This window comes from Streptomyces sp. SAS_270, assembly GCF_052543295.1.
On record NZ_JBMNDS010000017.1, the window covers coordinates 23480 to 47628 of the forward strand.

22 protein-coding genes are annotated in these 24149 nt (G+C 71.0%); 13 read left to right on the top strand and 9 right to left on the bottom strand.

The genetic code is table 11. The features are described 5' to 3' along the window. Positions 1-19: 19 nt before the first annotated feature. Genes ACN6LB_RS14325 through ACN6LB_RS14335 form a run of 3 tightly spaced genes read left to right on the top strand, consistent with a single transcriptional unit; the run spans position 20 to position 3770 of the window. Positions 20-1198, top strand: coding sequence for an NTP transferase domain-containing protein (locus ACN6LB_RS14325; RefSeq protein ID WP_445026124.1), 1179 nt, complete (start codon positions 20-22; stop codon positions 1196-1198). After that, positions 1195-2667 carry a molybdopterin molybdotransferase MoeA gene (locus ACN6LB_RS14330; RefSeq protein ID WP_445026125.1) on the top strand — a complete coding sequence of 491 codons (1473 nt, stop codon included), beginning with the start codon at positions 1195-1197 and terminating at the stop codon, positions 2665-2667. The genes ACN6LB_RS14325 and ACN6LB_RS14330 overlap by 4 nt, the downstream gene beginning before the upstream one ends. Continuing rightward, on the top strand, positions 2664-3770 hold the full coding sequence (locus tag ACN6LB_RS14335) for a potassium channel family protein (protein ID WP_356134249.1): 1107 nt from the start codon (positions 2664-2666) through the stop codon (positions 3768-3770). The genes ACN6LB_RS14330 and ACN6LB_RS14335 overlap by 4 nt, the downstream gene beginning before the upstream one ends. Before the next feature lie 25 nt (positions 3771-3795). On the opposite strand, the gene ACN6LB_RS14340 is transcribed toward ACN6LB_RS14335, so the two are convergent. Beyond that, complete coding sequence (locus tag ACN6LB_RS14340; protein WP_356134251.1) at positions 3796-4644, bottom strand: ABC transporter permease; 849 nt, start codon at positions 4642-4644, stop codon at positions 3796-3798. After that, positions 4641-5645 (bottom strand): ATP-binding cassette domain-containing protein, encoded by a 1005-nt coding sequence (locus ACN6LB_RS14345; protein ID WP_445026126.1) that lies wholly within the window; start codon positions 5643-5645, stop codon positions 4641-4643. Before ACN6LB_RS14345 ends, ACN6LB_RS14340 begins: the two co-directional genes overlap by 4 nt. Before the next feature lie 238 nt (positions 5646-5883). On the opposite strand from ACN6LB_RS14345, the gene ACN6LB_RS14350 reads away from it, so the two are divergent. Further along, positions 5884-6864, top strand: coding sequence for an NAD(P)H-quinone oxidoreductase (locus ACN6LB_RS14350; RefSeq protein WP_445026127.1), 981 nt, complete (start codon positions 5884-5886; stop codon positions 6862-6864). 14 nt (positions 6865-6878) lie between these two features. Here ACN6LB_RS14350 and ACN6LB_RS14355 read toward each other — a convergent pair whose 3' ends face one another. Beyond that, the gene (locus ACN6LB_RS14355; RefSeq protein WP_445026128.1) at positions 6879-7343 is read right to left on the bottom strand and encodes a hypothetical protein; all 465 of its coding nucleotides are present in this window, start codon (positions 7341-7343) and stop codon (positions 6879-6881) included. A gap of 205 nt (positions 7344-7548) precedes the next feature. Between ACN6LB_RS14355 and ACN6LB_RS14360 the strand changes: the two genes are divergently transcribed. After that, positions 7549-8121: a PadR family transcriptional regulator gene (locus ACN6LB_RS14360; RefSeq protein ID WP_445026129.1), complete on the top strand. Its 573-nt coding sequence runs from the start codon at positions 7549-7551 to the stop codon at positions 8119-8121. A gap of 97 nt (positions 8122-8218) precedes the next feature. Continuing rightward, positions 8219-8758 carry a bacterial proteasome activator family protein gene (locus ACN6LB_RS14365; protein WP_356134262.1) on the top strand — a complete coding sequence of 180 codons (540 nt, stop codon included), beginning with the start codon at positions 8219-8221 and terminating at the stop codon, positions 8756-8758. A gap of 117 nt (positions 8759-8875) precedes the next feature. Here ACN6LB_RS14365 and ACN6LB_RS14370 read toward each other — a convergent pair whose 3' ends face one another. Genes ACN6LB_RS14370 through pdhA form a run of 3 tightly spaced genes read right to left on the bottom strand, consistent with a single transcriptional unit; the run spans position 8876 to position 12499 of the window. Then, positions 8876-10306, bottom strand: a complete 1431-nt coding sequence (locus tag ACN6LB_RS14370; RefSeq protein WP_445026130.1) for a dihydrolipoamide acetyltransferase family protein — start codon at positions 10304-10306, stop codon at positions 8876-8878. A gap of 10 nt (positions 10307-10316) precedes the next feature. After that, complete coding sequence (locus ACN6LB_RS14375) at positions 10317-11297, bottom strand: alpha-ketoacid dehydrogenase subunit beta (protein WP_356134267.1); 981 nt, start codon at positions 11295-11297, stop codon at positions 10317-10319. A gap of 2 nt (positions 11298-11299) precedes the next feature. After that, positions 11300-12499 (bottom strand): pyruvate dehydrogenase (acetyl-transferring) E1 component subunit alpha, encoded by a 1200-nt coding sequence (pdhA, locus tag ACN6LB_RS14380; RefSeq protein ID WP_356134269.1) that lies wholly within the window; start codon positions 12497-12499, stop codon positions 11300-11302. A gap of 379 nt (positions 12500-12878) precedes the next feature. Here pdhA and ACN6LB_RS14385 point away from each other — a divergent pair, with 379 nt between their 5' ends. The 3 genes from ACN6LB_RS14385 to ACN6LB_RS14395 all read left to right on the top strand — a co-directional run bounded on the left by ACN6LB_RS14385 (position 12879) and on the right by ACN6LB_RS14395 (position 15340). Further along, a complete protein-coding gene (locus ACN6LB_RS14385; protein WP_445026131.1) occupies positions 12879-13544 on the top strand; it encodes a response regulator in 666 nt (221 codons plus the stop codon). A gap of 226 nt (positions 13545-13770) precedes the next feature. Beyond that, positions 13771-14193: a pyridoxamine 5'-phosphate oxidase family protein gene (locus tag ACN6LB_RS14390; protein ID WP_445026132.1), complete on the top strand. Its 423-nt coding sequence runs from the start codon at positions 13771-13773 to the stop codon at positions 14191-14193. A gap of 103 nt (positions 14194-14296) precedes the next feature. Next, positions 14297-15340, top strand: a complete 1044-nt coding sequence (locus ACN6LB_RS14395; RefSeq protein WP_445026133.1) for a phosphotransferase — start codon at positions 14297-14299, stop codon at positions 15338-15340. A gap of 84 nt (positions 15341-15424) precedes the next feature. Here the strand turns inward: ACN6LB_RS14395 and ACN6LB_RS14400 are convergent, their stop codons facing one another. Continuing rightward, on the bottom strand, positions 15425-16999 hold the full coding sequence (locus ACN6LB_RS14400) for a protein kinase domain-containing protein (protein WP_445026134.1): 1575 nt from the start codon (positions 16997-16999) through the stop codon (positions 15425-15427). Between the two features lie 391 nt (positions 17000-17390). Here ACN6LB_RS14400 and ACN6LB_RS14405 point away from each other — a divergent pair, with 391 nt between their 5' ends. Then, the gene (locus ACN6LB_RS14405) at positions 17391-19058 is read left to right on the top strand and encodes a protein kinase domain-containing protein (RefSeq protein WP_356134331.1); all 1668 of its coding nucleotides are present in this window, start codon (positions 17391-17393) and stop codon (positions 19056-19058) included. Between the two features lie 91 nt (positions 19059-19149). On the opposite strand, the gene ACN6LB_RS14410 is transcribed toward ACN6LB_RS14405, so the two are convergent. Continuing rightward, the gene (locus tag ACN6LB_RS14410; RefSeq protein ID WP_445026135.1) at positions 19150-20031 is read right to left on the bottom strand and encodes a D-alanyl-D-alanine carboxypeptidase family protein; all 882 of its coding nucleotides are present in this window, start codon (positions 20029-20031) and stop codon (positions 19150-19152) included. Between the two features lie 196 nt (positions 20032-20227). Between ACN6LB_RS14410 and ACN6LB_RS14415 the strand changes: the two genes are divergently transcribed. Then, complete coding sequence (locus ACN6LB_RS14415) at positions 20228-20944, top strand: GntR family transcriptional regulator (protein ID WP_445026210.1); 717 nt, start codon at positions 20228-20230, stop codon at positions 20942-20944. Beyond that, on the top strand, positions 20941-22257 hold the full coding sequence (locus ACN6LB_RS14420) for an MFS transporter (RefSeq protein WP_445026136.1): 1317 nt from the start codon (positions 20941-20943) through the stop codon (positions 22255-22257). The genes ACN6LB_RS14415 and ACN6LB_RS14420 overlap by 4 nt, the downstream gene beginning before the upstream one ends. Before the next feature lie 71 nt (positions 22258-22328). Here the strand turns inward: ACN6LB_RS14420 and ACN6LB_RS14425 are convergent, their stop codons facing one another. Further along, positions 22329-23153, bottom strand: a complete 825-nt coding sequence (locus tag ACN6LB_RS14425) for a maleylpyruvate isomerase family mycothiol-dependent enzyme (RefSeq protein ID WP_356134287.1) — start codon at positions 23151-23153, stop codon at positions 22329-22331. Positions 23154-23308: 155 nt separating this feature from the next. Here ACN6LB_RS14425 and ACN6LB_RS14430 point away from each other — a divergent pair, with 155 nt between their 5' ends. Next, positions 23309-24118: a carbon-nitrogen family hydrolase gene (locus ACN6LB_RS14430; RefSeq protein WP_445026137.1), complete on the top strand. Its 810-nt coding sequence runs from the start codon at positions 23309-23311 to the stop codon at positions 24116-24118. Positions 24119-24149 lie beyond the last annotated feature (31 nt).

Below are 24149 nucleotides of genomic sequence, written 5' to 3' on the forward strand. Positions count from 1 at the left end.
AGGCGCTCATACTCGGGGGATGAACGCGTACGAGCCCCCGGGCGCCGCCGACTACGACGCCGTCGTGCTCGCCGGAGGCGCTGCCCGGCGGCTCGGCGGAGCCGACAAGCCCGGCGTGCGCGTGGGTGGTCGTCCGTTGCTCGACCGGGTACTGGCCGCGTGCTCGGGTGCCGCCGTCACGGTCGTCGTGGCCGAGCCCAGACCGACCGCCCGCTCCGTGACCTGGGCCCGCGAGGACCCACCCGGCGGCGGCCCCCTCGCCGCTCTCGCCGCCGGCCTGCGGCACACCTCGGCGCAGTACGTCGTCGTACTCTCCGCCGACCTGCCGTTCCTGGCCGGGACGACGGTCCGGCGCCTGGTGGCGGGGCTTCGGGCGGACACCTCCGGGGAGGGCCTCCTTGGCCCCGGGAGCCGGCCGAACGACTCGCCGGTGGCAGCGCAAGGCTCCGGCGCACCGCGCCCGCGCACGGCTTCGCTCGAGAGGGACGCTCTCGAGGGGGCTCCCGTCGGCCCTGACGGCGAATCGCCCCGCCCGGACGTCGCGTCCGTCGACCCCACCCGCAACTCGCCCGACCCCGAAGGCGCCGCGCTCACCCGCCCCGACGGCGTCATGCTCACCGACCCCGACGGGCGGGACCAACCCCTCGTGGCCGCCTACCGTGTCGCCTCGCTGCGGCGTGAACTGGCGGTGCTCGTAGCCGAGTACGGCGGTCTGGACGGGCTGCCGCTTCGGCGGCTCACCGGGGCGCTCGATCTCACTCGTATCTCCGACCCGGTCGCGTCCTTCGACTGCGACACCTGGGACGACATCGCTGTCGCCCGGGCACGTATCAGGGAGCATGGGCACGTGTTGGATGAATGGATTTCCGCAGTCAAGGACGAACTGGGCATCGATCTGGACGTCGACACCGGCGTCCTGCTCGATCTGGCCCGTGATGCCGCGCACGGTGTGGCGCGGCCCGCGGCGCCGCTGACCACGTTCCTCGTGGGGTACGCGGCGGCGCAGGCGCGCGGAGGACCCGAAGCCGTGGCCGAGGCCGCCCGCAAGGCCGCGGCGCTGGCGCTGCGCTGGGCCGACGAGGACGCTCCCGACGCCAAGCCCGGCTCGGTGAGCGACGCCAAGCCCGGCCCCGTGACGGAGACCGAGCCCGGCACCGAGGCCGGAACCGGTCCCGGCGATCGGCCCGGCGCCGGATGACCGCGCCGCGTGCCCGGGCCGGCCGCGACGCCGACGAACTCGACGTGGAGGAGGCCCTCGCCTTGGTGAAGGACACGGGCGACCGCGGGCCGCGGGAGCCGGGGCCCGGCCCGCGGCACGACGCGCAGGACGCACAGGACCTCGACGTGGAGGAGGCCCTCGCCCTGGTGAGGGAGGCGGGCCCACGCGACCCCCTTCGCACCCCCGGCGCCGACATCCCCGCCCCCTCCTCTCAGGGCGCCCACCCCGGCAAGGGTGGTGCCCATCACAAAGCCACCCCGTGGCCCGAGGCCCGCGTCACCGCCGAGCGGGCCGCCCGCTCCGTACCGCGCCGGGCCCCCGTCTCCGTGCCCCTGGACGCCGCCCTCGGCCTCGTCCTCGCCGCTCCCCTCACCGCGCTCACCGACCTCCCCTCCTTCGACACCTCCGCCATGGACGGCTGGGCGGTCGCCGGGCCCGGCCCCTGGGACGTACGGGAGGAGGGGGCGCTCGCCGGCCACGCGCAGCCGCAGCCGCTCACCGACGGCGAGGCGATGCCGATCGCGACCGGCGCACGCATCCCGCAGGACACCACGTCCGTGCTGCGCAGCGAGCACGGACAGACGGACGGCAGAGGCCGGCTGCACGCCACCCGGGAACCGGCCCACGGGCAGGACATCCGGCCGCGCGGCCAGGAGTGCCGCAGCGGCGACCGCCTGCTGCCCACCGCCACGGTGGTCACACCGGCGGTGCTCGGGCTCGCCGCGGCAGCCGGGTACGACACCGTCTCCGCCGTGCCGCGCCCGCGCGCCGAAGTCCTCGTACTGGGCGACGAGTTGCTGACCGCCGGACTGCCTCACGACGGGCTCATCCGGGACGCGCTCGGCCCCATGCTGCCACCCTGGCTGCGGGCGCTCGGCGCCGAGGTCGTCGCCGTGCGCAGGCTGGGCGACGACGCCGAGGCACTGCACCGGGCGATCACCGGCTCCGGCGCGGATCTGATCGTCACGACCGGAGGCACCGCCGCCGGCCCCGTCGACCACGTCCACCCCACCCTGCGCCGCATCGGCGCCGAACTCCTCGTGGACGGCGTCAAGGTGCGCCCCGGCCACCCCATGCTCCTGGCCCGCACGAGGGACGATCAGCATCTCGTCGGCCTGCCCGGCAACCCGCTGGCCGCCGTCTCCGGGCTGCTCACGCTCGCCGAGCCCCTCCTGCGCACCCTGGCGGGGCGCGCGGCCCCGGAACCGTACACGCTGCCTCTCAAGGACGAGGTGCACGGGCATCCGTACGACACCCGGCTCATCCCCGTGGTGCTGCGCGCCGACGAGGCGGTGCCGCTGCACTTCAACGGCCCGGCCATGCTGCGCGGTATCGCCGCGGCGGACGCCCTTGCGGTCGTACCGCCGGGCGGCGCCCGTCCGGGTCAGGAGCTCGAACTGCTCGATCTGCCCTGGGCGATGGCCGGCATCGGGGAGTGTTTCACGTGAAACTTCCGGGCCGTGACGCGATCGCGCGTCAGCCGGACGAGCGTCTCGTGATCCACCATGTGACGCTCCCGAGAAAGGTGGTCGCCCGTCCGCTCCTGCAGGTCGGCAGGCGGTTGGCCATGGCCCTGCTGGTGCTGGTCGCGACCGCGTTCATCGTCTGGCTCGACGGGGACGGCTACAACGACAACTCCGACGGCGCCGTCGACCTGCTCGACGCCCTCTACTACGCGACGGTCACCCTCTCCACCACGGGATACGGCGACGTCACACCGGTCAGCGACGCGGCCCGGATCACCAACATCTTCGTCATCACACCGCTGCGCGTGCTGTTCCTGATCATCCTGGTCGGCACCACGCTGGAGGTCCTCACCGAACGCACCCGGGAGGAGTGGCGTCTGAACCGCTGGAGGGCGGCCTTGCGCGATCACACCATTGTCATCGGCTTCGGGACCAAGGGGCGTTCGGCCATCGAGACCGTCTGTGCGGCCTCAGCGGCGCCGCTGAGGAAGGACCAGGTCATCGTGGTCGACCCCGACGCGAAGGTGGTCGAGGCGGCGACCGCCGAGGGGTATGCCGGGGTCGTCGGGGACGCGACCCGCAGTGATGTGCTGGCACGGGCCGAGGTGCGCAACGCGCGGCAGATCATCATCGCGACGCAGCGCGACGACACCGCGGTGCTGGTCACCCTGACCGCGCGGCAGCTCAACCGAACGGCGAAGATCGTCGCGGCCGTGCGCGAGGAGGAGAACGCGCCGCTGCTGCGGCAGTCCGGCGCCGACGCCGTGATCACCAGCGCCAGCGCGGCCGGACGGCTGCTCGGCCTCTCCGTGCTCAGCCCCAGCGCGGGCATGGTCATGGAGGACCTCATCCAGCAGGGCAGCGGCCTGGACATCACCGAGAGGCCGGTCACCAAGGCCGAGGTGGGGCGCGGGGTGCGGGACACCGAGGACCTGGTGGTGAGCGTCGTACGAGGGCATCGGGTGCTCGGATACGACGATCCGGACCTCGGGACCCTGGAGCTGACGGACCGGCTGATCACGATCGTGCGGGTGACCGCGGCCAAACAGACGGCGCCCGACACCCGGCCGCTGCCCCGGGACTGAACCGGAGCAGCGGCAGGCGAGCGGGCTACTTGCGGTTGTAGAGCCGCATGGTGACCGGGCCGAAGACCGCCAGGAACAGCGCGGACCAGCCCAGTGACCAGGCGACCTCGGCGCCCGGCCAGTCGCCGCCCATCAGGCCGCGCACGGCGGACGACAGATGGGTGATCGGGCTGTTGTTGACGAAGGCCTGCAGCCAGCCCGGCATGGTCTTCGGTTCGACGAACACGTTGGACAGGAACGTGAGCGGGAAGATGACCATCATGCTGACCCCCATCACTGACTTCTCGGTGCGCAGCAGCAGGCCGAACATGGTCCAGATCCACGAGAACGCGAACGAGAAGACCAGCAGCACCGCGATTCCGGCGAGTACGCCGAGGACTCCGCCGTCGGGGCGGTAGCCCAGGATGATTCCGACGGTGAGCATGACCACGGACGCCATCGTGTAGCGCAGGGCGTCGCCGAGGAGATAGCCGACCATCGTCGACGGCCGCCAGATCGGCAGCGTACGGAAGCGGTCGAAGACACCCTTCTCGATGTCGGTGTTGACCGAGACGCCCGTGTACATCGTGATCATCACGACCGACAGCACGAGGATGCCCGGCAGCAGGAACTGGATGTACTCCTTCGGCGAACCGGCCAGCGCACCGCCGAACAGGTACGTGTACATCAGCACCATCATGATCGGGAAGGCGGTGACGTCGAAGAGCTGTTCCGGTACGTGCTTGATCTTGAGGATCGCCCGCCAGCCGAAGGTCAGCGACGTCGACAGGGCGCTGGGCCGCGGCGGCCGTTCCTTGGACAGGAGCAGCGTGGCCAGCGACTCGGCGCTGACGGGGGCGAGGTCCTGGCTCTCGGTGGTCGTCGCGGTGCTCATGCCGCCGCCTCCTCGTCCTTGACGGGTTCGGTGTGATGGCCGGTGAGGGCGAGGAAGACCTCGTCCAGGCTGGGCTGGCCCAGCGAGAAGTTGTCGACGACGACGCCGGTGCGGGCCAGTTCGGCGAGCGCCCGCGCGGCCTGCTCCACCGCCCCCTGGCCGTTGGTCCCGCCCGTGCCGACGCGGGCCGTCAGGGCCACCGGATCGGGCTCCAGCTGCACCTCGGCGTCCAGGGCCAGCCGCAGCACCTGCTCGGCCTCGGGGCGCTGGGCCGGGTCGCGCAGCCGCAGATGGACGGAACCGGCGCCGACGGACGCCTTCAGCTCGCCCTTGGTGCCCTCCGCGATCACCCGGCCCTTGTCGATGACGGCGATCCGGGACGCCAGCTGGTCGGCCTCGTCCAGGTACTGCGTGGTGAGCAGCACGGTCGTGCCCTGGGCGACCACCGCGCGCACGATGTCCCACACCTGGTTGCGGCTGCGCGGGTCGAGACCGGTCGTCGGCTCGTCGAGGAAGAGCAGGTCGGGCGTGTTGAGGATGGACGCGGCGATGTCGATACGGCGCCGCATACCGCCCGAGTAGTGCTTGATCTGCTTCCCCGCGGCCTCGGCCAGCCCGAACGCCTCCAGCAGCTGGGCCGAACGCAGCTGTGCGGCCCGCTTGCCGTACCCGAGGAGCCTGCCGAGCAGCACCAGGTTCTCGGTGCCGGTCAGGTCCTCGTCGACGGACGCGTACTGCCCGGTGAGGCTGACCCGGCCGCGCACATGGTCGGCCTCCCGTACGACGTCACGGCCGAAGACGTGTGCCTGGCCGCCGTCCGGGCGCAACAGCGTGGCCAGCATCTTGACGGTGGTGGTCTTGCCCGCGCCGTTGGGACCGAGGACCCCGTAGACCATGCCGGCGGGTACGGAGAGGTCGACGCCGTCGACGGCCCGGGTCTCGCCGAACGTCTTCACCAGCCCCGCGGTCTCGATCGCCGGGCCGGACGTCTGTGCGCTCATGTCGTGGGTCCTTCCGCGTCGTGCGCGTACTCGGTGTCGTCCACGGACTCGGTGTTCTCGGTGTGCTCGGCTGCGGAATCCGTGGACGCGGCTACCAGAGGGAAGACCGCCGCCGAGGCGTGAACTCATCGCTCGCGGCCCGGGGAATCGCAAGGACGCGCGCGGCCGCCGTACTCCACCGTGCCTCGGCCCGAAGGGCGCCCGCATCCGAATTACCGCGAGGAGTAGCGTCCCCCTCATGTACGCGATCACGATTCCTGAACCTGGTGGGCCCGAGGCGCTGGTGTGGGACGAGGTCCCGGACCCTGTGCCCGGCGAGGGCGAGGTCCTGGTCGAGGTGGTGGCCAGCGCCGTCAACCGCGCCGACCTGCTGCAGCGGCAGGGCTTCTACAACCCGCCCCCCGGCGCCTCCCCGTACCCCGGTCTCGAGTGCTCGGGCCGTATCACCGCGCTCGGTGCGAACGTCACCGGCTGGTCCGTCGGCGACGAGGTGTGCGCGCTGCTCGCGGGCGGCGGATACGCCGAGAAGGTCGCCGTCCCGGCCGGGCAGCTGCTGCCCGTGCCCGAGGGCCTCGACCTCAGGCAGGCGGCGGCGCTGCCCGAGGTGACGTGCACCGTGTGGTCGAACGTGTTCATGGTCAGCCATCTGCACCCCGGCGAGACCCTCCTCGTGCACGGCGGCTCCAGTGGCATCGGCACCATGGCGATCCAGCTCGCCAAGGCCGTCGGTGCGAAGGTCGCCGTCACGGCGGGCACCAAGGAGAAGCTCGACTTCTGCTCCGAGCTCGGCGCGGACATCCTGATCAACTACCGCGAGCAGGACTTCGTCGAGGAGATCGAGCGGGTCACGGACGGCGCGGGCGCGGACGTCATCCTCGACAACATGGGCGCCAAGTACCTGGACCGCAACGTGCGGGCCCTCGCGGTCAACGGACGCCTCGCGATCATCGGCATGCAGGGCGGCATCAAGGGCGAGCTGAACATCGCGACGCTCCTGGGCAAGCGCGCCGCGATCAGCGCGACCTCGCTGCGCGCCCGGCCGCTCGGCGAGAAGACGGCCATCGTGGCGGCCGTACGCGAGCACGTGTGGCCGCTGATCGCGGCCGGTCGCGTACGGCCGGTCGTCGACCGCGAGCTGCCGATGAGCGACGCGGCGGCGGCCCACCGGGTGCTGGAGGAGAGCGGCAACATCGGGAAGGTGCTGCTCGTCGCGCCGTAGCGCGGCGGACCGCCTCAGCCGCGCCGCACGCGCAGCGCCACGAAGGCCAGCCCGAGGCCCAGGCCGACGAGGATCAGCCCGCTGCCGAGGGACACGATCCGCAGGACGGGTTCCTCGGCGGGCACGGGCGGCACGACGCTCCGCCGGACGGGGATCGCGGCGTTCTGCGACGGCACGGGCGTGACAGTGGCCTCCGGGCTGGCCTCCTGGCCGGTCTCCTGGTCCTCCTGGTCCGCGACCCCGTCGTCGTCCTCGTCCACCCCGTCCTCGTCCACCCCGTCCTCGTCCCGCGCCACCGGGTCCTCGCGGCCGGGCCGTTCGCGGCCCTCTCCCGGGAGGCTTCCGGCCCGGGAGGCGGTGGGGGCGGGGGCGGGCGCGGCGGCGTGCGCGGTGTACGGGGCGTACGCGGTGGGGACGGCGCCGGTGGCCAGGACCAGCAGCAGCCCGGTCACGCGCAGGGTGCGAAGCCATGGAGTCACGCCGGTGACCCCCTCCCGGTGCGGATGCGAGAAGGCGGATGCGCGAGGACGGGTGCGCGAGGACGGTGTGCCGACATCGGACGGTTCGCCGAGATCACCGAGATCGGCGGGACCAGCCTCACACGGCCCCCCGCCTCCGGCATCTCGGCAGCTTCCCCCCGGCGCCCCTTGGCGTGCCCCGGGCCGCCCGCTAGAGATACCGGGTATGTCGATACGCCACGGTCTGCTGACGCTCCTGGAGCGCGGCCCCCGCTACGGTGCGCGGCTGCGGAACGAGTTCGAGTCGCGCACCGGATCCACCTGGCCGCTGAACGTCGGCCAGGTCTACACGACGCTCGGCCGTCTGGAACGGGACGGCCTGATCGCCCAGCAGGGCGCGGACCGGGCGGGACACGTCCTGTACGCGCTGACCGAGGCCGGCCGCACCGAGCTGCGGGCCTGGTTCGCGCGGCCCGTGGAGCGCACGAGCCCGCCGCGCGACGAACTGGCCATCAAGCTGGCGATGGCGGTCGGGGCGCCCGGCGTCGACGTCCGCGAAGTGGTGGAGGTCCAGCGCCACCATCTGACGGAGGCGATGCGGACGTACGCCCGGCTGCGGGCCCGCGCGCTGGCCCCGGCGCCGCGGCACCGTGACGAGGTGGCCGCTCTGCTCGTCGTCGAGCGGCTGATCTTCCGTGCGGAGGCCGAGGTCCGCTGGCTCGACCACTGCGAGGCGCGGCTGCTGCGGCTCGCCCGGGCCGCCGCGACCGAGCCGCCGCCGGTCGGGGGCCGGCCGTGAGGCCGTACGGACGCAAGCAGCCGCGTCGTAAACGGTGGATCAGGCTCCGGAGGGGGCACCACCGTGGTGTGGACTACGCGTGCGAGAGAATGGCTGCATGGAGATGCCGAGGAACGAACGGTCGCCGGAGAACCCCCAGATTCTGGTCGTGGGCCAGGACGGAATGGCCATCGGTGGCGGAGGCGACGAGGACTCCCGCGAGGTTCCGGTGACGGAGATGGTGGAGCAGCCGGCGAAGGTCATGCGGATCGGAAGCATGATCAAGCAGTTGCTGGAGGAGGTCCGTGTGGCTCCTCTGGACGAGGCGAGCCGGGTCCGGCTCAAGGAGATCCACGCCAGCTCGGTGAAGGAGCTGGAGGACGGCCTGGCCCCCGATCTCGTCGAGGAGCTGGAGCGGCTCTCCCTGCCCTTCACGGACGAGCAAATCCCCAGTGACGCGGAACTGCGCATCGCGCAGGCCCAGTTGGTGGGCTGGCTGGAGGGACTCTTCCACGGGATCCAGACGACCCTGTTCGCCCAGCAGATGGCGGCCCGGGCCCAGTTGGAGCAGATGCGCCGCGCCCTGCCGCCGGGTGTCGGCGACGAGCATGGCGACGACCCGCGCGCGGGTGGCCGCTCGGGTGGGCCCTACTTGTAGGCCTGACTCGTAGGCCTGACTCGGGTCTGACTTGTAGGCCTGTAGCGGCAGTACGTATGGGTGGGGCCCGGCACGAAAAGTGCCGGCCCCCACCCATACGCCGCTGCGCGTGGCCGATCAGGCCCAGGTGATCAGCCGCTTGGGCTGCTCCAGGATCGCCGCCACGTCGGCGAGGACCTTGGAACCCAGCTCGCCGTCGACCAGGCGGTGGTCGAAGCTCAGCGCCAGTGTCGTCACCTGGCGCGGCTTGACCTTGCCCTTGTGGACCCACGGCTGGAGCTTGATCGCACCGACCGCGAGGATCGCGGACTCGCCGGGGTTGAGGATCGGCGTGCCCGTGTCCACGCCGAAGACGCCGACGTTGGTGATCGTGACCGTGCCGCCCTGCATCGCCGCCGGGGAGGTCTTCCCCTCGCGGGCCGTCGACACCAGCTCGCCGAGCGCCTGCGCCAGCTGCGGCAGCGTCTTGTCGTGGGCGTCCTTGATGTTCGGGACGATCAGGCCGCGCGGGGTGGCCGCGGCGATGCCCAGGTTCACGTAGTGCTTGAGCACGATCTCCTGGTTGGCCTCGTCCCACGACGCGTTGACGTCGGGGTTGCGCTTGATCGCGACCAGCAGGGCCTTGGCGATGAGCAGCAGCGGGTTCACCCGCAGCCCCTGCATCTCCTTGTCCTGCCTCAGCTCCTCGACGAGCTTCATCGTGCGCGTCACGTCGATCGTCACGAACTCCGTGACGTGCGGCGCGGTGAACGCCGAGCCGACCATCGCCTGGGCGGTCATCTTGCGGACACCCTTGACCGGGACACGGGTCTCACGGGCGCCGTCGTACGTGCTGACGGGCGCGGGTGCCGGGGCGGGAGCCGCCGGGGTCTGCACGACCGTCGGCTGCGGCGCCGGGGGCGCCACCGCCGCGTGCACGTCCTCGCGCGTGATGATGCCGTCCGGCCCGGACGGCGTGACCGTGGCGAGGTCGACCCCGAGGTCCTTCGCCAGCTTGCGCACCGGCGGCTTGGCGAGGGGGCGGGAGGCGGCGGGCGCGGAGTGCCCGTTCATCTCGGCCTGGATCGCGCTCGCCGCGTAGTACGTGCCCGCCGGGGCCTCGGGCTCCGGCTTCCGGGCCGGGACCTCGGCTCCCTTGCGGGGGCGGCGCTTCGTGGAGGACTCGGCGACCCCGTAGCCCACGAGCACCGGTGTGCGGCCCTGGGGCTTGGCCTCTTCGGCGGGCGTCTCCTGGACCGGAGCCTCTTGAGCGGGAGCGTCGGCGGCAGGCGCCACCGCACCCCCGCCCACGTTCACCGCGATGATCGACGTGCCCACGTCGACCGTGGTGCCCTCGGGGAAGCGCAGCTCGTGGACGACCCCGTTGTACGGGATGGGCAGCTCGACGGCGGCCTTGGCCGTCTCGACCTCGCACACCACCTGCCCGTCCGTGACGGTGTCACCGGGCTGGACGTACCACTTGAGGATCTCCGCCTCGGTGAGTCCCTCGCCCACGTCGGGCATCTTGAACTCGCGGAGCCCCGACGCGTTCTCAGTCATCGTCGTCACGACCCTCTCCTCAGTACGCAAGCGAGCGGTCGACGGCGTCGAGCACCCGGTCCAGGCCCGGAAGATACTCGTCCTCCAGGCGCGCCGGCGGATACGGGGCGTGATAGCCGCCGACCCGCAGTACGGGCGCCTCCAGGTGGTAGAAGCACCGCTCCGTGATGCGGGCGGCGATCTCCGCGCCCGTACCCAGGAAGACCGGGGCCTCGTGCACCACGACCAGCCGGCGGGTCTTCTCGACCGAGGCCTGGACGGAGTCGAAGTCGATGGGGGACATCGAGCGCAGATCCAGGACCTCCAGCGACTTGCCCTCCTCCTGGGCGGCGGCGGCGGCCTCCAGGCAGACCTTCACCATCGGGCCGTACGCGGCGAGCGTCAGGTCGGAGCCCTCGCGGACCACGCGCGCGGTGTGCAGCGGGCCGGGGATCGCCTCCGTGTTGACCTCGGCCTTGTCCCAGTAGCGCCGCTTCGGCTCGAAGAAGATCACCGGGTCGTCGCTCTGGATGGCCTGCTGCATCATCCAGTACGCGTCGGAGGCGTTCGAGGGGGAGACCACCTTGAGGCCCGCCACGTGCGCGAAGAGCGCCTCGGGCGACTCGGAGTGGTGCTCGACGGCGCCGATGCCGCCGCCGTACGGAATGCGGATGACGACGGGGAGCTTGATCTTGCCGAGCGCCCGCGCGTGCATCTTCGCGAGCTGCGTGACGATCTGGTCGTAGGCCGGGAAGACGAAGCCGTCGAACTGGATCTCCACCACCGGGCGGTAGCCGCGCAGGGCGAGGCCGATCGCGGTGCCGACGATGCCCGACTCGGCGAGCGGGGTGTCGATGACCCGGTCCTCGCCGAAGTCCTTCTGGAGGCCGTCGGTGACGCGGAAGACGCCGCCGAGCTTGCCGACGTCCTCGCCCATGATCAGGACCTTGGGGTCGGTGTCGAGGGCCGTGCGCAGCGACTCGTTGATCGCCTTGGCCAGCGCCATCTTTTCTGCTGCCATCGCTACTTGCCCTCCTCTTCGGCTGCGAACGACGCCTGGTAGGCGGCGAACTGGGCGCGCTCCTCGTCGACGAGCGCGTGCCCGTCCGCGTACGCGTTCTCGAAGATGGCGAAGTGGTCCGGGTCCGGCATGGCACGCACCACTTCACGCACTCGTTTGCCCAACGCCTCGCTCTCGGCTTCGAGTTCCGCGAAATATCCCTCGTCCGCGTGGTTTGCGGCCTCGAGATAGGTGCGCAGACGCAGGATCGGGTCCTTCGCCTCCCACGCCTCGCGCTCCTCGTCGGCCCGGTACTTGCTCGGGTCGTCGGAGGTGGTGTGCGCGCCCATGCGGTAGGTGTACGCCTCCACGAGGGTGGGGCCCTCGCCGCGGCGGGCGCGCTCAAGGGCCCACTTGGTGACGGCGAGGCAGGCGAGGACGTCGTTGCCGTCGACGCGGACGCCCGGGAAGCCGAAGCCCTGCGCGCGCTGGTAGAGCGGGACGCGGGTCTGCTTCTCGGTCGGCTCGGAGATGGCCCACTGGTTGTTCTGGCAGAAGAACACCACGGGGGCGTTGTAGACCGCGGAGAAGGTGAACGATTCGGCGACGTCGCCCTGGCTGGAGGCGCCGTCCCCGAAGTACGCGATCACGGCCGAGTCCGCGCCGTCCTTGGCGATGCCCATGGCATAGCCGGTGGCGTGCAGCGTCTGCGAGCCGATGACGATCGTGTAGAGGTGGAAGTTGTTGCTGTTGGGGTCCCAGCCGCCGTTGTTCACGCCGCGGAACATGCCGAGCAGGTTGGTCGGGTCGACCCCGCGGCACCAGGCGACGCCGTGCTCGCGGTAGGTCGGGAAGACGTAGTCGTCCTCGCGGGTGGCGCGGCCGGAGCCGATCTGGGCGGCCTCCTGGCCGAGCAGCGACGCCCACAGGCCCAGCTCGCCCTGGCGCTGCAGGGAGGTGGCCTCGGCGTCGAAGCGGCGGGTCAGGACCATGTCCCGGTACAGACCGCGCAGCTCGTCGGGGGTGATGTCGGCGACGTACGGGTCGTACGTGGCGTCCTCGACCCGGGTGCCTTCCGGGGTCAGCAGTTGTACGAGTTCGGGCTCGGAGCCCGGTGTGCTCGGCGACTTCTTGGCGGCGGCGCGCTTGGCAGCGGCGCCTGCGGCGCTCTTCGTACCGGCGCTGCGTCGCGGCTTGCGCGCGGCAGTGCTCTCCACGGTCACGTGTGCTCCTCCGTCGGTCCGGTCCCCGGGGTTGCCGGTGGGCCAGTGCGGCTCGCCTGCTTCCGATATCCGTGCACGGGGTGGGTGCACTCGGCCGGGAACAGGCGTGACAGGTGCCCCGGCGAGCGCCCTGCAACCTTCACGTTACCCAGTGCTCCACAATTCTGTGAAACCCCTCCTGACCTGCGTTTTTGCTTGGATTTCCAAGTACTTTTACTAGGGTTTCCAAGTATCTTGCGCCGGTCGGGAACAGTTGCTGGTCACAGCACTGGTTACAGCCTTGCAGGGGGCCGGAACACCGGCACGTTATCCCGGCCACCCCGGGCATTGGAAGAGTTCCCCTGGGGCGGGGTTTCGACCACTGTGTGAGACTGACCCCGTGCGCGAAGACGGAAAAATCACTGTATTTCTCCTCGACGACCATGAGGTCGTCCGGCGCGGCGTCCATGAGCTGCTCTCGGTGGAGGACGACATCGAGGTGGTCGGAGAGGCCGGTACGGCGGCCGACGCGCTGGCGCGAATTCCGGCCACCCGCCCGGACGTGGCGGTGCTGGACGTACGGCTCCCGGACGGCAGCGGCGTCGAGGTGTGCCGCGAGATCCGCTCCCGGGACGAGAGCGTCAAGTGCCTGATGCTGACCTCGTTCGCCGACGACGAGGCTCTCTTCGACGCGATCATGGCGGGCGCCTCGGGCTACGTCCTGAAGGCCATCCGCGGCGCCGAACTGCTCTCGGCGGTCCGGGACGTCGCCGCCGGGAGGTCCCTGCTCGATCCGGTGGCCACCGCTCGCGTTCTGGAGCGGCTGCGTGACGGCGGCCGCTCCAAGGAAGACGACGGGCTCTCGCACCTCACCGATCAGGAGCGCAGGATCCTCGACCTGATAGGCGAGGGGCTCACCAACCGCGTGATCGGCGAGCGGCTGCACCTGGCCGAGAAAACGATCAAGAATTATGTATCGAGTCTGCTTTCCAAACTGGGGATGGAGCGCCGTTCCCAGGCGGCTGCGTATGTGGCCCGTCGGCAGGCGGAGAAGGAGCGTCGCTGATCGGAGCCGTCGGTTCATTCGCCGGCTCGTTCTGCTTCTCGTTCGCCGTCTCGTCCTTCTGTTCGTTCTTCTTGCCCTTCTGGTCGCTCGCCGTCTCGTTCGCCGCCTCATGCGTCGTTTCGTGCGTCGGCTCATTCGGGCGTCGTGAATTACTCGGGACTTAAGGCCTCCCTTTCGGGGGCAAGTTCCTCTTTTTCGCCCGGTCCCGGTGGCGCAGATTGGTCGCATGCCCACCGACGAACAGCTCGCCGCGGAACTGCTCAGGCGCACCGACCACGGGCGGGTGGCCACCAGCATGCGCGCGCTGCCCTTCCTCGCGTTCGCCCGCCACATCGCCGTGGACGGCGGCATCCTGCTGCGCATGCACCGGGGTCTGGGCTACCACCAGGCGTGCGTCGGCAGCGTCGTCGCCTACGGCTCCGACAACCTGAGTTCCGCCCGGCCCGGCGAAGGGCTGTGGATCGTCCAGGTCGTGGGCCGGTGCGACAGCGTCGAGCCGTCCGCCGAGGAGCTCGCCCGTTTCGGCCCCGCTCCGCGCGTCGTGGACGGCGAGTCCTACGACCCGGTCTATCTGCGCATCGAGCCGGAGCTCGCCACCGTGCACTCCACCGACGGCGCCCTTGAGTACCCGGTCACTCACAGCCCGTAATCCGGCGGGAGTGGGGTGCCCTACCATCTGGCGCGTGCCGCGCTCATCTGTACCACCGCCCGTGCCCCATGTACCACCTCCCGCACTCCGCGTACGACTCCCTGTGCGCCTCGTACCACCCCCTGCGACCCACACGCCTCCGCTGGGCGCCCTTCTCAAGCAGTACGCCGCCGGGTCCGCGCTGACCTGTGAACCCGTCGACCAGGGGCTGCTGAACCGCGGCTACCGGGTCGCCACGACCCGCGGCCGGTACTTCCTCAAGCACCACTTCGACCCCGAGACCGCCGACCCCGCCGCCATCGCCCACCAGCACCGGGCCACCCAGCGCCTCGCCGACCTGGGCGTTCCCGTCGCGCCACCGCTGACCGGCACCGACGGGCGCACAGTCGCCGTCATCGGGGGCCACGCCTACGCCCTGCACCCCTGGATCGACGGCCGGCACCGGCACGGCGGACAGCTCACGGCAGCGCAGTGCACGCGGCTGGGGGCGCTCCTGGGCGTCGTGCACGCCAGCCTGGAGCGCGTCATGCCGGCGCAGGGGCGCGCGCCCGAGCGGAAGCGTGCGCCCGCGCATCCGCCGGAAGGCGCCGACCCCACCGACACCTTCGCGCTCATCGACGACCTGCTGGCCCAGGTGCGCCGCCACCGCCCCTGCGACGCCTTCGACGAACTGGCCCGCCACCGGCTCCTGGAACGGCGCGCGCTGCTGGAACGGCACGTGGACCGTCGGCCCCCGCAGGGCGGCTCGGAGGGCTGGGTGCACGGCGACTTCCACCCGTTCAACCTGCTCTACCGCGATGGCGAGCCGGCCGCGATCGTCGACTGGGACCGGCTCGGCGTGCAGCCCCGCGCCGAGGAGGCGGTACGCGCCGCGGTCATCTTCTTCGTCCGCCCCGCCGGCACGCTCGACCTGGCGAAAGTACGGGCCTACGCGCGCGCGTACCGGCGCACCGCGGGCGCGGGACCCGCCGAACTCGCGGCGGCCGTGCACCGCGTCTGGTGGGAGCGCCTCAACGACTTCTGGATACTGCGCTGGCACTACGAGCGCGGCGACACCCGAGCCGATCCGCAGTTCCCCGCGGCGTCGGCGCTGGTGGTGTGGTGGACGCGCGAGTACGAGGCGGTGTGCGAGGCGTTCGCCGGCTGAGCGGGCGAAGGCGGCGGAGACGAAAAACGGGGCCCACGCGCGCGTGGACCCCGCTTTCACTTCTCCGCTCGGTGAGCCGACGCGTCAGCCGCCGGTCACTCCCTCCGTCGTGCCGCCGGGGTCCGTGCCGCCGTCCGCCGGATCCGACGGCGTGACCGGGTCCTCGGAAGGCGTCGGGTCGTCCGTCGGCGGCGGAGTGGTCGCCGTCGACTTCGTCGGCTCGCTCGACGGCGTCGTGGGGTCCGTCGAGGGCTCGTTGCTGTAGCTCTGCGTCGGGGTGGAGGACGGCGACGAGTAGTCCGAGCTGTTGCCCGTGCTGGTGCCGGACTCCGTGGAGTCGTCGCTCGGCTCGTCGCTCGGAGCCTTGGAGGACTCCTTGTCCTTGCTGGACTGCGAGGTGGACGGTGACGGCGACGTGCCCGTGTCCCCGTCCTTCTTGTTGCCGGTGTTGTTCAGCGCGAGCGCGACACCCGCCGCGATGGCGATCACCGCGAGGACCGCGAGGATCCACAGCTTGCCGCGGCCGCCACCCTTGTTGCCGTGCCCCTCGAAACCGCCGTCGTCCCCGCCGCCGTAGCCCGTGGGCAGGATCGGCTGCGGGATCTGCGTGGTGCCGGACTCGCCGGGGTGCGGCAGCGCCGATGTGCCGGCGAAGCCCGCCGCCGGGGTGTTGCGGCCCTCGTGCATCGCCACGGGCCCGGTGTTCCAGGTGCCGGTGTGGCCGCCCTGGTCGTACAGCATCTGCAGCCCGTACTGGACGAGGCCGCGCATCTCCTCGGCGGTCTGGAAGCGGTCGTCCGGCTCCTTGGCCAGCGAGCGCATGACGAGGCCGTCGAGCTCCGGCGGGGACACGCCGTCCGAGGTCTGGGACGGCGGCACCGGCATGTCCTGGACGTGCTGGTAGACCACCGACAGCGGTGTCTCGCCGGTGAACGGGGGCCGCAGCGCGAGGAGTTCGTAGAGCAGGCAGCCCGTCGCGTACAGGTCGGAGCGGTGGTCGACGGCCTTGCCGAGCGCCTGCTCCGGGGAGAGGTACTGCGGCGTGCCCATGACCATGCCGGTCTGCGTCATCGTGGACTGCGCGCCGTGCAGGGCACGCGCGATGCCGAAGTCCATCACCTTGACCGCGCCGGTCTGCGTGATGATCACGTTCGCGGGCTTGATGTCGCGGTGCACGATGCCGTGCTGGTGGGAGTAGGCGAGCGCCTCCAGGACCCCGGAGACGATGATCAGCGCCTGCTCGGGCCCGGGGGCCTCGGCGTTGAGCAGCAGGTCGCGGATCGTCCGGCCCTCGACGAGCTCCATCACGATGTACGGGACGACTCCGTGGCCGACCACGTCCTCGCCGGAGTCGTACACGGCGACGACCGCGTGGTGGTTGAGTCCGGCCACCGACTGGGCCTCGCGCGTGAAGCGGGCCTTGGAGACCGGGTCCTCGGCGAGGTCGGAGCGGAGCAGTTTGACCGCGACGGTGCGGCCGAGACGTACGTCCTCGGCGGCGAACACCTCGGCCATGCCGCCCCGGCCGAGTCTGTGGGTGAGCCGATACCGGCCGTCCCCGACCAGTCCGCCGTTACCCCACATCTCCGGCGCATCTGACATACCGCCGCCAGTCGCCTCGGGGTCGGACGGGCCCTGAGCGCGCTGCTGCTGTGCCATCAGTCCTCGCCGTCGTTTCTGCCCGCGGTCTGCGCGGTGGTTGTTACGGTCTCCGTCGGGCCACGCTACAGGCTCGACGCAAGGCGCCGGTCCGGGTTGGAATCGAGAAGGACCGGCCATCAAACCCGTTTCGGGTACCGTCGTGCAAATTCTGTGTACCGGCCGTACGCCACCTGTAACGCTTCCGCGACGCTTCTTTCTCAGACGGTCACGGAACGGGCACCGAGCTTGACGTGTCAGTGGCCTGGGGCAGACTTGGGCCGGAATAAGCCAATGGATCACGGACAATCGATCGCGGACAATCGCGCACGGACGATTGGCCGTTGATCAGGAGATCACGGAACGCGGGAGCAACCAGCCGCTGCCGCCGCGCCGATGGGGGACGCAGAAGATGAGCCAGGACGGCGCACAGGGCCGGTACGCGGGGCGTGCGGTCGCCGGCGGGCGCTACCAGCTGCGGGATCTGCTCGGCGAGGGCGGTATGGCCTCGGTGCATCTCGCGTACGACTCGGTGCTCGACCGGCAGGTCGCGATCAAGACGCTGCACACCGAGCTCGGGCGCGAGCAGGCCTTCCGCGAGCGGTTCCGCCGCGAGGCCCAGTCCGTGGCGAAGCTCACGCACACGAACATCGTCTCGGTCTTCGACACCGGCGAGGACGATCTCGACGGCATGACGACGCCGTACATCGTCATGGAGTACATCGAGGGCCAGCCGCTCGGCTCGGTCCTCGACGCGGATGTGCAGCAGTTCGGCGCCATGCCCGCCGACAAGGCGCTGAAGATCACCGCGGATGTGCTGGCCGCGCTGGAGATCAGCCACGAGATGGGCCTGGTCCACCGGGACATCAAGCCGGGCAACGTGATGATGACGAAGCGCAGCGTCGTCAAGGTGATGGACTTCGGCATCGCCCGCGCCATGCAGTCCGGGGTCACGTCGATGACGCAGACCGGCATGGTCGTCGGCACCCCGCAGTACCTCTCCCCGGAGCAGGCGCTCGGCCGGGGCGTGGACGCCCGCTCCGACCTCTACTCGGTCGGCATCATGCTCTTCCAACTGGTCACCGGGCGGCTGCCGTTCGAGGCGGACTCGCCGCTGGCCATCGCGTACGCGCATGTGCAGGAGGAGCCGGTGGCTCCTTCCTCGATCAACCGGTCGCTGCCGCCGGCCGTGGACGCGCTGGTCGCCCGCGCGCTGAAGAAGAACCCGAACGAGCGCTTCCCGAACGCCGAGGCGATGCGCGACGAGTGCCTGCGCGTGGCCCAGTCCTTCCAGCCCGCCGCGCCGAACATCGTGCCGGGCGCCCAGACGTCGAGCGGCGCGGGCGTCGGCTCCGCCGTGTTCCCGCCCGTCGACCAGGCGGCGCAGGGCCCGACGGGCGCGGTGCAGACGCCGTACCAGCCGGGCCCGTACGGCTACCAGACCCCGCCGCCCGCCACCCCGGCGCCGGCCCCGTCGTACGGCTACCCGCAGCAGGGCGGCTACCAGACGCCGGCGCAGACCGCCGCGTACGCCCCCCAGCAGGCCGCCTCGACGCCGCCTCCGTACAACCTCACGCCGCAGCCCACGACGCCGCTTTCTACCGGCTCGGGCGGGCAGGGCGGCTCCGGCGGCAAGAACAACAAGCCGGTCATCATCGGCTCCATCCTGGTTGCCCTGGTCGCCATCGGCGGCCTGATCACCGCCCTCACGCTCAACGGCGGCAGTGACGACGACAAGGGCGGCACCAACGCGAGCTCCAGTGCGTCGGCCTCGTCGCCGGCGTCGGGGCACCGGGGCCCGGACCTGACGAAGACGATCGAGAAGGAGAAGTGCACCGATCCCCAGGAGTCGTACAACGACCCGGACAAGATCGAGGTGCCTGACTTCACCTACAAGAACATCAAGTCGGTCAAGTCCTGCTTCCAGGCCGCCGGTTGGGAAATGAAGGAAACGCCCGTCGACGAGAACGTCTACGGCGAGGGCACGATCACGGACCAGTTCCCCTCCGCGGGCACGGACGTCGACCCCAAGGACATGCCCGAGATCGAGCTCAACGTCTCGACGGGCGACCCCTCCTGATCGCTCCCGTACCTCTTTCTGCCTGAAGCGCCGAACGGCGAAGGGGGCCGGCCGCTGGTTGCGGCCGGCCCCCTTCTGCTGTGTGCGTGGGCTACAGCGCGAAGCCGTAGTTCATGATCTTCGTCGCGTCCGACTCGCGGGCCGGGATGGACGTGGAGGCGAGGACGGTGCCGATGACCGTCTTGCCGTTGCGGGTCGCGGCGAAGACGAGGCAGTACTTGGCCTCGGGGCCGGAGCCCGTCTTCACACCGATGGCGCCGCTGTAGCTGCTGAGCAGACCGTTGGTGTTCTTCCACGTGTCCATCGTGCGGATGCTGCCGGTCTTCGTGACCGTCTTGGCCTGGTAGGCCTTGGTCTTCACGACCGTGCGGAACGTGGAGTTCTTCATCGCGCTGCTGGCGATCTTCGTCAGGTCGCGCGGCGTCGAGTAGTTGGAGCCGTTGCCGATGCCGTCGAACGAGTCGAAGTGCGTGTGCGTCAGGCCGAGGCTGGTCGCAGCGCTGTTCATCTTGCCGATGAACGACTTCACGCGGGCGGCACGCGTGGTGCCCGAGCCGTACTTGTCGGCGAGCGCGTACGCGGCGTCGCAGCCGGACGGCAGCATCAGCCCGTAGAGGAGCTGGCGGACGGTGACCTTGTCGCCGACGATCAGGTGGGCCTGCGACGCGTTGTTCGCGACGACGTAGTCGCTGTAGGCCTTCTGGATCGTGACCTTGGAGTCGAGGTTCAGGTTCGTCTGGGCCAGCACCACCTTGGCCGTCATGATCTTGGTGGTGGAGCCCGTGGAACGCTTGGTGTCCGCGGCCTTGGTGTAGAGCGTCTTGCCCGTGCCGTTGTTCATCGCGAAGCCGCCGACGGCCGCGATCGTGGGCTTGGTGACGGCGTTCGCGGGCGCCGCGCCGAGGGTTCCGGCCGCGACCACCGCGCCGGTGGTGATGACGGTGGCGGCAGCCCTGCGCGCACGCATGCCCATAATGCCAGTTTTCAAGTCGAGTACCCCGAATGCGTCAAATGACCCAAGAGTGCGGCCACATGGGAGTGCCGCACCACATCTGACACGTAAGTAGCACGGAAGGTTGTGCAGTTGGTGGGCGGGGTCCGAATGATGGACGCGGATCACGATGCGTACGTGTTGTATCTATGCTGTGCGCATGCCTGCCGTCACTCCTGTGTCCTCTGCTCCCGCCGAGGCCGTCGGACCTGCCCCCGAGAAGCCCGCCGCCCCTGCCGTCCCCGCCGCTGCGGCCGTGAAGCAGCCCCCCGCCGCCGAGCGCGTCTACGCGCACGTCAAGCAGGGGGTCCTGGAGCGCCGCTACGAGGGCGGGACACTGCTCACCGAAGGGGAGCTGGCCGAGGCGGTCGGCGTCTCGCGCACCCCCGTGCGCGAGGCGCTGCTGAAGCTGGAGGTCGAGGGGCTGATCAAGCTCTACCCGAAGAAGGGCGCGCTCGTCCTGCCCGTCTCCGCGCAGGAGATCGCGGACGTCGTCGAGACCAGGCAGCTCGTCGAGGAGCACGCGGCCCGCAAGGTCGTACCCGCCGGCCCGCAGCTGATCGCCCGGCTGGAGGAGCTGCTCGCGCGGCAGAAGGAGCAGGCCGCGGCCGGGGACCTGGCGGGCGCCGCCGTCACCGACCGCTGCTTCCACGCCGAGATCGTCCGCAGCGGCGGCAACGAGATCCTCTCGCGGCTCTACGACCAGCTCCGCGACCGGCAGCTGAGGATGGGCGTCGCCGTCATGCACGCCCACCCCGACCGGATCACCAAGACGCTCACCGAGCACGAGGAGATCCTCGACGCGCTGCGCTCCGGTGACGCGGAGGCCGTCGTCGGCATCCTCCACCGGCACGTCAGCTGGTTCTCCAACCTGGCGCGGGGCGAGGTCCGATGAGCGTCCCGAAGAGCTCCGCCGGGGCCCTCTCCCTGCCCGGCGATCCGCCCGGCGGCCGCCGCGCCGTCGCCGTCTGGAGCATCGGCGTCTCCGTCTACTTCGTCGCCGTCATCTTCCGTACGTCCCTGGGCGTGGCCGGCCTGGACGCGGTGGACCGCTTCCACGTGGGCGCCTCCGCGCTCTCCACCTTCTCCATCCTCCAGCTCCTTGTGTACGCGGGCATGCAGATACCCGTCGGCCTGCTGGTCGACCGGCTCGGCACCAAGAAGGTGCTGACCATCGGCGTCGTCCTGTTCACGGCCGGGCAGCTGGGCTTCGCCTTCTCCCCCTCGTACGGCACGGCGCTGGCCTCGCGCGCGCTGCTCGGCTGCGGCGACGCGATGACCTTCATCAGCGTGCTGCGGCTCGGCACCCGGTGGTTCCCCGCCCGGCGCGGGCCGATGGTCGCGCAGTTCGCCGGTCTCGCGGGCATGGCGGGCAACCTGGTCTCGACGCTCGTGATCGCCCGGCTGCTGCACGGGGTGGGCTGGACGGCGGCGTTCGCGGGCAGCGCGGCCGCCGGCGTCGTGGTCCTCGTACTCCTGCTGCTGTTCCTCAAGGACCACCCCGAGGGCCACGAACCCGAGCCGTTCCCGCACCAGGGGGCCGCCTACGTCCGCCGGCAGATCCTCGCGTCCTGGCGGGAGCCCGGCACCCGGCTGGGCCTGTGGGTGCACTTCACGACGCAGTTCCCGGCGATGATGTTCCTGCTGCTGTGGGGGATGCCGTTCCTCGTCGAGGCGCAGGGGCTGTCGCGGGCCGCCGCCGGTGAACTCCTGACGCTGGTCGTCCTCTCCAACATGCTCGTCGGGCTGGTGTACGGGCAGGTCGTCGCCCGGCATCACGCGGCGCGCCTTCCGCTGGCGCTCGGCACGGTGGCGGCGACCGCGATCGTGTGGGCCGGGGTGCTGGTGTATCCCGGGGAGCACGCGCCGATGTGGGTGCTGGTCGTGCTGTGCACGGTGCTCGGGGCGTGCGGGCCGGCCTCCATGATCGGGTTCGACTTCGCGAGGCCCGCCAATCCGCCGGAGCGGCAGGGGACGGCGTCCGGGATCACCAACATGGGGGGCTTCGTCGCCTCCATGACCACGCTGCTGGCGATCGGGGTGCTGCTGGACGCCACCGGGGACAACTACCGGGTCGCGTTCGCCGCCGTGTTCGTTCTTCAGGCGGTGGGGCTGAGCCAGATCTTCCGGCTGCGCGGACAGGCCGCTCGACGTGAGCGGGAGCGGTTGGTCGCCAGCCGGGTGGAGACGGTGCACGTCCCCGTGTAGGGGCGGCGCCCGTTCACCCCCTGCGCAGCGCCGCCGTGCTCTTCCCCGGCCGCCGGACGGGCTCGGACCCGCTAGCGGGTCACCGCGAAGTTTCTCAGGATCGCGGCCGTCAGTTCCGGGTCGCCCTCTGCCTTGATGCGGTCCGCCACGGCGTCGGCGCGCACGCGGCCGCAGGCGAGGCGGACGTAGGTCTCCCAGTCGAGGGCGAGGGTGGCGGCCGGTCCGAGGGAGGGTGCGCCGTCGACCGTGCCGTTGCCCTCGGCGTCGATGCGGACCGTGCGCAGGAACTCGACGGGACCGTGGACGTCGAAGACCACCGCCGAACTCGCGGGCGCACCGGCGTCCTTGGCGACGACACCCGGCAGCGCGGCCAGCAGCTCGTCACGGGTGACGTACGCGCCCGGCGAGTCGAGGTTGCCCGGGCGGCCCAGCGCCGCGCGCAGGTCCTGCTCGTGCACCCACACGTCGAACGCCCGCTCCCGCATGGCCTCTTCGAGGGTCCACTCGCTGCCGAGCGGGCCGCGCACCTTGGTCTCCGGCTGCCGCGACTCGTTCCGCAGCTGGCGGTTGCGGCGGATGACCGTGTACTCCAGCTCCGACGTCATCTCCGGCGCCGTGTGGTGACGGCGGACGTCGACCTGCATCTCCATGTACCGCTGGTGCTCGTTGGTCACGTGGTAGAGGTCGCGCGGGAGTGTGTGGATGGGGCGGGGGTCGCCGAGCATCTCGCAGTCGAGACCGATGACATGGGACACGATGTCGCGCACCGACCAGCCGGGGCAGGGCGTCCGCCGATTCCACTCGCCCTCGACCAGCGGTGTCACCAGCTCGGTTATCGCTTCGATCGAGTGGGTCCAGGCGTCGGCGTAGGACTGAAGGCTGGGATGCAGACTCACGGAACGGGACCCCTCGGGCGGTTGGTACGCGGGCAGTGCACGGGCAGCGGGTGTCTTGAAACGCTAAGTTACGCTGCTGTGAGGCACCCCGGCAGTGCTTTCGTGTGACGATCGTAGGCCTGTATGGACGGCTCGAATGCCAGGACGGTGGTAGTGTGCGCGCCTCTCTCATCCAGATCGCCGTAGACGAGGGTGAATCGGTCGATTCACGCAGGCAGCGCGTGGCATCTCTCGTACAGGAGCACGTACGGGAACAGGGCGGAGTGGATCTTGTCGTCCTGCCCGAACTGTGGACGACCGGAGCGTTCGCCTACGAGGCGTTCGCCGCCGAGGCCGAGCCGCTGGAAGGGCCCACCTACGAGGCGATGGCGAAGGCGGCGAGCGACGCGGGCGTCTGGCTGCACGCGGGCTCGATCCCGGAGAGAGACCCCGAAGGCCCCCTCTACAACACCTCGCTCCTCTTCTCGCCCGCCGGTGAACTCGCCGCCGCGTACCGCAAGATCCACCGCTTCGGCTTCGACAAGGGCGAGGCCGTGCTGATGGGCGCGGGCACGGAACTGGTGACCGTCCGGCTGCCCGAGACGACCCTCGGCCTCGCCACCTGCTACGACCTGCGCTTCCCCGAGCTCTTCCGCGGGCTCGTCGACGCGGGCGCCGAGACCCTCGTCCTGTCGGCCGGCTGGCCCGAGCGGCGCCGCGCCCACTGGACGCTGCTGGCGCAGGCGCGGGCCGTGGAGAACCAGGCGTTCGTGCTCGCCTGCGGAACGGCCGGTACGCACGCGGGAGTTCCCCAGGCCGGGCACTCGATCGTGGTCGACCCCTGGGGCGAGGTCCTCGCCGAGGCGGGCCCGGACGAGGAGATCCTCACGGTCGACTTCGACCCCGGCAAGGTCGCCACGACCCGGGAGCAGTTCCCCGCGTTGAAGGACCGCCTGCTGGGGCTGGACCCACCGCGCCGGCCCTGACCGAAGGCCCCTGGCGGCCTAGCCGAAGGCC

What these genes read in the sequence shown, in the direction of transcription:
- ACN6LB_RS14325 (WP_445026124.1), top strand. Translation starts at nt 20, where the DNA reads ATGAACGCGTACGAGCCCCCGGGCGCCGCCGACTACGACGCCGTCGTG.
- ACN6LB_RS14330 (WP_445026125.1), top strand. Translation starts at nt 1,195, where the DNA reads ATGACCGCGCCGCGTGCCCGGGCCGGCCGCGACGCCGACGAACTCGAC.
- ACN6LB_RS14340 (WP_356134251.1), bottom strand. Translation starts at nt 4,644, where the DNA reads ATGAGCACCGCGACGACCACCGAGAGCCAGGACCTCGCCCCCGTCAGC.
- ACN6LB_RS14345 (WP_445026126.1), bottom strand. Translation starts at nt 5,645, where the DNA reads ATGAGCGCACAGACGTCCGGCCCGGCGATCGAGACCGCGGGGCTGGTG.
- ACN6LB_RS14350 (WP_445026127.1), top strand. Translation starts at nt 5,884, where the DNA reads ATGTACGCGATCACGATTCCTGAACCTGGTGGGCCCGAGGCGCTGGTG.
- ACN6LB_RS14360 (WP_445026129.1), top strand. Translation starts at nt 7,549, where the DNA reads ATGTCGATACGCCACGGTCTGCTGACGCTCCTGGAGCGCGGCCCCCGC.
- ACN6LB_RS14365 (WP_356134262.1), top strand. Translation starts at nt 8,219, where the DNA reads ATGGAGATGCCGAGGAACGAACGGTCGCCGGAGAACCCCCAGATTCTG.
- ACN6LB_RS14375 (WP_356134267.1), bottom strand. Translation starts at nt 11,297, where the DNA reads ATGGCAGCAGAAAAGATGGCGCTGGCCAAGGCGATCAACGAGTCGCTG.
- ACN6LB_RS14390 (WP_445026132.1), top strand. Translation starts at nt 13,771, where the DNA reads ATGCCCACCGACGAACAGCTCGCCGCGGAACTGCTCAGGCGCACCGAC.
- ACN6LB_RS14400 (WP_445026134.1), bottom strand. Translation starts at nt 16,999, where the DNA reads ATGGCACAGCAGCAGCGCGCTCAGGGCCCGTCCGACCCCGAGGCGACT.
- ACN6LB_RS14405 (WP_356134331.1), top strand. Translation starts at nt 17,391, where the DNA reads ATGAGCCAGGACGGCGCACAGGGCCGGTACGCGGGGCGTGCGGTCGCC.
- ACN6LB_RS14410 (WP_445026135.1), bottom strand. Translation starts at nt 20,031, where the DNA reads ATGGGCATGCGTGCGCGCAGGGCTGCCGCCACCGTCATCACCACCGGC.
- ACN6LB_RS14420 (WP_445026136.1), top strand. Translation starts at nt 20,941, where the DNA reads ATGAGCGTCCCGAAGAGCTCCGCCGGGGCCCTCTCCCTGCCCGGCGAT.